This window comes from Limosilactobacillus sp. DJ3M12 (assembly GCF_947381695.1).
In the GTDB taxonomy this organism is placed as follows: Bacteria; Bacillota; Bacilli; order Lactobacillales; family Lactobacillaceae; genus Limosilactobacillus; species Limosilactobacillus kinnaridis.
In genome coordinates, this window is record NZ_CANCWY010000035.1 from 1 (window position 1) to 7,688 (window position 7,688).

General features: G+C 36.5%; 9 protein-coding genes. 1 reads left to right on the forward strand and 8 read right to left on the reverse strand.

Translation table 11 applies throughout. The annotated features are described in order from the left end of the window. Window positions 1-228: 228 nt before the first annotated feature. From QOS06_RS10185 to QOS06_RS10205, 5 genes are all read right to left on the reverse strand, one after another. Complete coding sequence (locus QOS06_RS10185) at window positions 229-720, reverse strand: lipocalin/fatty acid-binding family protein (RefSeq protein WP_152744879.1); 492 nt, start codon at window positions 718-720, stop codon at window positions 229-231. Between the two features lie 55 nt (window positions 721-775). Then, complete coding sequence (locus tag QOS06_RS10190) at window positions 776-1,114, reverse strand: hypothetical protein (protein WP_273780250.1); 339 nt, start codon at window positions 1,112-1,114, stop codon at window positions 776-778. 129 nt (window positions 1,115-1,243) lie between these two features. Continuing rightward, window positions 1,244-1,624 carry a hypothetical protein gene (locus tag QOS06_RS10195; protein WP_273780249.1) on the reverse strand — a complete coding sequence of 127 codons (381 nt, stop codon included), beginning with the start codon at window positions 1,622-1,624 and terminating at the stop codon, window positions 1,244-1,246. A 12-nt stretch (window positions 1,625-1,636) separates the two neighbouring features. Next, on the reverse strand, window positions 1,637-2,008 hold the full coding sequence (locus QOS06_RS10200; protein ID WP_152743101.1) for a hypothetical protein: 372 nt from the start codon (window positions 2,006-2,008) through the stop codon (window positions 1,637-1,639). 297 nt (window positions 2,009-2,305) lie between these two features. Further along, entirely contained in the window at window positions 2,306-3,142 is an 837-nt protein-coding gene (locus tag QOS06_RS10205; RefSeq protein WP_283596005.1) for a histidine phosphatase family protein, read from the reverse strand. 163 nt (window positions 3,143-3,305) lie between these two features. Between QOS06_RS10205 and QOS06_RS10210 the strand changes: the two genes are divergently transcribed. Continuing rightward, on the forward strand, window positions 3,306-4,010 hold the full coding sequence (locus tag QOS06_RS10210; protein ID WP_283596007.1) for a glucosamine-6-phosphate deaminase: 705 nt from the start codon (window positions 3,306-3,308) through the stop codon (window positions 4,008-4,010). On the opposite strand, the gene QOS06_RS10215 is transcribed toward QOS06_RS10210, so the two are convergent. The 3 genes from QOS06_RS10215 to QOS06_RS10225 form a co-directional block, all read right to left on the reverse strand. Continuing rightward, window positions 4,007-4,567 carry a Fic/DOC family protein gene (locus tag QOS06_RS10215; RefSeq protein ID WP_094504432.1) on the reverse strand — a complete coding sequence of 187 codons (561 nt, stop codon included), beginning with the start codon at window positions 4,565-4,567 and terminating at the stop codon, window positions 4,007-4,009. The two genes, QOS06_RS10210 and QOS06_RS10215, sit on opposite strands and share 4 nt — an antisense overlap. Continuing rightward, window positions 4,560-4,982 (reverse strand): helix-turn-helix domain-containing protein, encoded by a 423-nt coding sequence (locus QOS06_RS10220; RefSeq protein WP_283596009.1) that lies wholly within the window; start codon window positions 4,980-4,982, stop codon window positions 4,560-4,562. The genes QOS06_RS10215 and QOS06_RS10220 overlap by 8 nt, the downstream gene beginning before the upstream one ends. 114 nt (window positions 4,983-5,096) lie before the next feature. After that, complete coding sequence (locus tag QOS06_RS10225; protein WP_182590111.1) at window positions 5,097-7,358, reverse strand: bifunctional metallophosphatase/5'-nucleotidase; 2,262 nt, start codon at window positions 7,356-7,358, stop codon at window positions 5,097-5,099. Between the last annotated feature and the right edge of the window lie 330 nt (window positions 7,359-7,688).

A 7,688-nucleotide genomic window follows, 5' to 3' on the forward strand; every position in this document is an offset into this window, starting at 1 on the left:
AAGAAGAAATTTTAAATTATTTTTGAATTTCTTTTGATCGATAACTCAATCAGCAACTTTATTAATATATCATGTTGTCAATGGGATGTCAATAACATTTTTTAAATTATTGTTGAGACTTTGCAACTAAGTTAAATAAATCTAAGAAGTTACAAGCGATTATCTATCTCCCATCGCTGACAGGAATTTTATTATATCCTATCTCTAAATCCTTTGCAAGCATTTATTTTATTTTTTATGCATATCATTCAAAAATTGTTGAAGGTTTAACTCTTCATTAACTTTTTGGAACGTTTCGGTATTCCAGCCATTACTACCTGTAACAACTAATTTATTATTATCAAGCGTTGCGGTAAGGGGATTAGTTACGTCACGATCTTCCAAATTTATAAGGTAGTGTTCTCCTTCTTTACGCCATGTTAAGCTATCATCTGTATCCGGATTATTCTTATCTGCATAAACATACTGACCTGTTCCGTTTTCATTTAAGACAATAGCTGCACCGTCTTGATCATCTCGATACGATCCAACAATCTTTGCAGTCTTTGTTATTTTAGGCGAATCTTTTTTTACTACTTTATTGTCACGAACTGGGTTAAGTTGCTTACTAGCAAACCGTTTATAATTTACCCCTAAAATTCCTAACAAGATTACCAGTAATATAGTAAATATAATTAGCCCAATATGTGATCGTTTCTTTTTAGTACTTTTCACCATCATTACCCCATCCCTCCTAGTATTATCTCATCATTCCAGTAAATCTGTCACATCTTTTTTAGCTGATCTTTTCTTCAAGTTGAATAAATTCTCGAAGGTATTTAAATGGAAAAGGAATTACTGTTAAATGATGAAATCGTACAAAATTCACCATCATCAGTTGAAGAAACTTCAAGATATTTTCGGTCTCAATCGTAGCGAAACCGCGCTCATTTAATTTAATGTTAGGCTGAAGTTGCCAGATGTGTGATGCCTTTGCAATTGATATATTCATATTTTTACTAATGGTTCCTACATTATAGTAAATAACATCCTGATCGCCGTTATCAACGAAATAATTAATATCGGTTAATCCAGAGAGATGCTTTTGAACATGGGATTTTATTTTTGGTTTCACTTTCAAAACTAGTCCATATTGTTCATATAATTCATCCAATAACAAATTAATTGCAATTGGACTTAGTATTTTATTTTTCTTAATAAAATTAAATTCATCTTTTAAGTCATTGATGTTAAATGAATTTAGCTATCTTTTATTAATGATAGAAATAAGATTTTGGTATTTAGTTCTGTAATTAGGGTAACTTTTACTTAAATCATTCAAAGCCCGTTTAAGTTCCGCTTTTGTTACTGATGAACAATTTTGATGACTAATCATCTCGTTGATATCGCCAAAAAGCTCAGCATTAGGCAAAGTAAAGATATTTTTCCTGTTTAAATTGTAGAAAGTATTGGCAGGAGTTTTAATTAGGTACTGAAGATCTGTATCATCAGAATTAATAAATTTTGAGCTTTCTTGTAAATCTAACCGTCTCACCTCGAACTCATCACTATTAATCATTTTAAATAGATAGACTGCTTGGGTACCATAAGCTTCCTTTGCAACTTGATAAAACTCCCATCCCACTATTGAATCTAGTTAATGATACAGACTTAAGCTTCTTTCTTTCAAATCTTTCTTTATTATCAACTCTTTTAATGAATTAATTAACGTACTTCCAATTGTCAAATGTTGCACTATTGCCTGCTGATAGTCTCTCGCATAATTATCTTTAACATCTTCATGAGTTTGGAAATACCGCTTATTATTAATCACCACTAGATTATATCCAAATTTATCTTCAACGGTCGGTCTAATATTGATTTTAACTGTTGGTAGAAGCTGAACCAACGCGATCTTGATATCTTCTATCCTTCCATCCCTTGCGATCCGATTATCGATTAAGTTTAACTGATTCGTCGCAAAGAATTCTTCGATATGCTTGTCTAACCAATCCCCGCCATGCTTCATCCCGATTCTGTCGGTTGGGAGTTATGTAGATAATGACATCGGAGCCCTTACTTTTCATTAGCATGTCCGTTACCCACTGCAAGGCACCCGTTGTTTTCCCAGAGCCAGTTCGATTTTCAAATAATGCTAAACCCGGAAGCTGCTTTTCAGCAATTTCATTAAACAGCTTAACCGTTAAATTTTCCATTGGCCTCCCTTCTAAAAAAGCAAAAAGGGGCTCCTTGCTGATCAAAGAGTCCCCAAATAATAATTCAATAATTGCAATAAATCATATGTGTTGCTGAAAGATAATTCATTTTACTTATTTGCTGCTATTTTCTTTCCCTTATTTACATAGTGAAGCGTACCAATTGGACCATCAATGTGAAGTTTGCCATTCTTATAAACAAGTTTGGTTACTGCCGCATTCTGCATTGGCTTTCCATCATATTTTTTAGAAATGGTTGAAAGATATTCATTAATTGACATTCCGGAACTAACAACTAAGACATTGCCGCCACCCTGTTTTTGAGTCGTTTTTGCAATGTGAAGTAATTCGGAATTCATCCGTTTTTGAACCTGAGCTGAGCTTTCTGCCCGATCACTCTTAGCCAACTTGGTATTTTGTGAATTGTCCATATCAAGTTTGTGGTAGGCATCTTGAAGCTTATTCCAGTAATCTTTGCCTGTTGCTTGCTGGAACTGCTTGCCATCTTGATAACCATAAACATTAGCAATCTTCTGGTTATCAGCTTCAATACTATCTCCTTCAAAGCTACCGTATCCGCCCTCACGTAACATTGGTGTGGTCGTAATCTTTGTATTTGGATTGGCAGAATACTTCAATGCTTGTTGTGCGGTAACTTCTTGCCGGGTTAAGTTACCTGTGTAGGCATGCTTAAATTTAATCCCCTTTAATCCATAGCCCAAATCATTAGCAACGGTAATCCCATTTTTAGTTAATGGGAAATCACTCGATCCTTGTACCCGTTGCATTACATTACCAGTAGTTTCTCCATGACGTGTAAGATAGATTGTTACCTGCTTATCATTAGAGGCTGCATAGACAGTAGCTGGAACTGCCGTCATCGCAGAGCTCCCTAATAGTAAACCTGATAAAACAGCACACATTACTGTTAATTTTTTGAATTTCATTAAACTTTCCTCAATTCTTATCAGATTATTTCAGCAACACCTTTATTTTACACACTTCTGTAAGCGCGTTCAATAATATTTTTGTCAAATCTCAAGAATAAGCATTAGCAGCTACTCTTTTCTTTTCCTCTAAAAGAATTACAATAATCGTGAGGTGATGAGGATGAAAATTCTTGTAACGAAAAATAAAGAAGAAGCAAGCCGAAAAGCTTTTAAACTTCTTCAAACAGATATTATAAACGGCGCCCAGGTACTTGGTCTCGCAACAGGGAGTTCTCCACTAGGTCTTTATCAAAAGATGACTAATAGTTCTGTTGATTATTCTAACCTTATTTCGATTAATCTTGATGAATATGTCGGTCTTAAACCAACTGATCCGCAAAGTTATCATTACTTTATGGAGCATCATCTTTTCACGCAAAAACCATTTGCCAAAAGTTTTATTCCAGATGGCAGTAACCTGAATGCCACTAAAGTAATTAATCACTATAATCAAATTTTGGCTACTTATCCTATCGATACGCAAATTTTAGGAATTGGTAATAATGGTCATATCGGTTTTAATGAGCCTGGAACCCCTTTTGATAGCCAAACCCATAAAGTAAAGTTAACCCCTGCTACTATCAATGCCAATGCACGCTTCTTTACTTCAAGTAAGGACGTGCCAACGGAAGCCTACACGATGGGAATTGGTTCAATCTTGCAAGCAAAACATATCATCTTACTCGCATTTGGTGAGCAAAAAGCAGACGCAATCAACAAAATGGTCAACGGTAAAATCACAACCGCTGTTCCGGCATCAGTCCTCCAAAAACATCCAAACGTAACAGTGATTCTTGATAAACAAGCAGCAAGCAAACTAGCTTAACCAGCACTTTTCTGTAATGCCATGGTCTTGGCAATAATACCGACATCTGATTGGTTCAACCCGGCAATCATTTCCGCGTTGTCTGCTGGGTAATCAATTACCTGACCATGATGGAGAGCAATTAACTGGATGAATAATTTAGTTGACCGCCCATTCCCTTCACGAAACGGATGAATATAGTTCAAATCATTTAAGAGAGCAGCATAATCCTCAATGGTAGGCTGCTTTTTCTTATTCAATCGCCCAATTTCATCATTAATATACTTAATTGCATTATCAAAGCGATCATATTCCAAAAAATCAAAACCTGCTTTAGAAATATAGTAGTTACGTAACTCACCCGCCCAGTCATAAAGCCAACCAAAAAGGAATTTATTAATCGTCTGTAAATCTTCAAAGCTTTTAATTTTCGGTTGTTGTTGCAGGAGGGCCACTTCCCTTTCTGCTACGCCGCGATACTCAATTAAGCTTAATTCATCTGCATTTTTAATTGCAAATTTATTGCGGAGGGTTCCATTATCATATAAAAATTTTGCTTGAAGTTCTTCATCAGTCATCTTCGTCACCAAATAGCTGCTCAATTTCCATTAAAATTTCATCATCTGGATTTTCAGCATTCTCTTTTAATTGTCTTACCTCTGTTGCTGTAGGTTTCCATCCCTCTAAAACATTACTTTCAACGGCAAAACGAACTTGTTGATAAGAAGAAGGTGTTTGGAACTGCACGTGCTGAATCGTTAATTGATCATCGTCAGTATGGAGGTGAAAATCAAAGTCTTGAATCCGATCTAATAATTCTCCTGGACGCTCTCCTAAAGCATCTGCAAGTGCATTAAGAATCTGAATTGACCAAGTTGCAACGGGCCGTTTAAGTGTTTCGTTAACCTGCGCAACGTCGAGGCCGCTTTCTTGAGCGACAAACGCGACGGTCATATTATTGGTTTTTAAAATATTGATGATATTTTCTGCCATGTTCTTACTCCATTTTTACTTTATCGTTTCCATTATAGCGAGAAAACAAAATAATGAAAAATAGACTGCTAGCTTCCAAATAATGAAAGTAACAGTCTATTTCATTTTAAACGATTAAGCATGTTTACGCTTGCGATCAATAATTGTCAATCCGGTTGCTGCCATTAACGAGCTTCCGAGAAGAAGTAATGCAAGATCTTCATCGTTACCAGTTTGTGGTAAAGCTGCTTGCTGGTCAGTTGCTTTTTGCTTTTGACCATTGATTGATGTAGGCGTCAAATTAATTAATTGATTATTAGCAGCAGCTACGGTTTGTTGCTTAGGTTGACCGTGTAATGTAACAGTTTCAGCTGGTTGACCCGCTGTTGTTGGCAAGGTTACTGTTGGAGATACCGGTTGGCTTGGAACCTCTTGAAGCTGATTTCCTTCAGTCTGGGAATTAGCATCGTTTTGAGTGTTCCGATTAGTTCCTGTTTGTGACTGTGAATCCGAGTCAGCTTTTGCTAATTGTTCAGCAGTCAAGTAAATCTTACGGTTCATTGTTGGTGCGGTAATTGGTTTACCATCATTAGTCATATCAGTAATATAATCAATAAACGCGTCTGTATCTTGACCAATAATCCCGACAACTTTGGTACCCTTAAATGCAGAAAAGCCATCTCCGCCACCTGCTAAAAAGTCATTAATAACAACATTGTAAGTCTTATTCATATCAAGCGGTTGATTATGTTGGTCATAAACTTGAACGACCTTATATGGTTGGTTAGGATCGTTTTGATCAGTATAAGTATAACGAAGCCCGGAAATTTGTAAGTAGTAAGCTTGATCTTCGTCGTATTGTTGATTCAAGGCTTCAACGATTTGTGCCCCTGTCATTTCAACTACCCGCAAAATATTACCAAATGGTTGAACCGCTTGGGCACTCCCCCATGTAATGGAACGATCAGGATTAACATGCAGATCTGCACGAACGCCCCCTGTATTAGTCATCGCAAAATCAGCTGGTAAGCCTACCTTATGAGCGGCATATAATTGACCATCGACAACTAATTCACCAACGGCATTTTCACGAGTAGGAGTATTATGAAGTCGTCCAAGAATATCGCCTGTTGTAGCAGCTTCCCCTATTTTCTTGTTAATAATCGGTGCTACTCGGTTGTTCGCATCTTCAACAATTGCTGTAACATTTGCATCCGTTTTGATATTAGGCGCATCCTTTTCAGATAGTACCGGAAAGACATGTGAAATGAGACTATTGGGCGCAAAATCATTAGTTGTTGGATCGATGTAACCGATAATATCATCGTAAGCTTTACCCGTGTAAATGGCTTGCACTAATTTTACACTTCCAACAGTAGCATTAGCATATTGGTGGGAGTGACCGGCAATATAAAGATCCACAGAATTATTAGGATCAATTTGGTAAAGCCTCTTAATAATATCAACAGCATTACCCTTAGTGCTGCCATCTTTATTAGTTGAAACCCCTGTATGGGCAAGAACTACAATTGCGTTAACACCTTTTTTGCGTAAAATTTGATCATATTTTGCAATTGTTTCAGCCTCGTCTAAAACATCATAATCTTTGTAATTATCGTATAAGGTTAAAATTGGTAGGGAAGTAGTTTCAATCCCAATAAAGCCGATCCGGGCAACTTTACCATCACTAGTATGAATTTCTTTAATCAAGTATGGTTGCATTCCAAACGGGATCTGACCATCAGATTTATTTACAACATTGGCGGTAATAATATTAATTCCTGTTTTCACATGAGGATAGGCCATCTCAGCTTCATTATATTGTTTAGTAGGTTCACCACCATTAACAATCCGCATATACTCAGCTAATCCTTCATCAAACTCATGGTTTCCCAAAGTTCCTATTTCAAAATGCATTGCGTCTAAAGCATGCATGGTTGATTCGTCTTGGAGAAGAGCAGAATTTGCTGGAGAAGCCCCAACCATATCTCCAGCTTCTACCCGAATTGAGCTTCCCGTTGGATTAGCATTCTTAAAACTTTCCTCCGCCGCATCAAGGTTACCAGCTAGGCGTGCAACTGTCCCGGCATTCGAATAAGTCTTATCTCCAATCGTAGCTGACCCAGTCGTTTCTAACCCACCATGCAAGTCATTGATCCCTAAAATCTGAACTGGAATGTCATTTTGATATTTGGCTGGGTCAGACCAATCAGTAGTTGTTTGCGGTGTACTTGCCTCATCCTTATTAGTCTGAACCATTGGCGTAACATTGCTATGGGTAGTTTCTCCATTAGCTGTGATACCAGTCGCATCCGCATGAACACTATTAGCTTGGAAATATAGTCCTAACAGCGCTGTCCCTAACAATAAACAATATTTTGAACTATTATTCTTCATAAAAAACTCCTCTATAAATATACAATGGACAATAGCTTAAAAGTTGTTTTAATTTTATCATAACCAAAAGTTAATTTTTATAGTAATTTTGATACTTTTGTAAGGGCATACAACACGACTAGATTAACTTTTTAAATCACCTTTTATATGATATGATTTTACAGGGGAAAACAACTATTAATGAATAGGGGAGAAGTGGACTGTGAGAAAACTAGCAACAATCTTTACTAGCTTTTTTGCTTGAATATGTTTATTTACGTCAATTGCTAGTTTGTAACATTCCAAATTTTGCTAGATTATTCGTCATGACAAGTGCCTCGATCTGTGCTT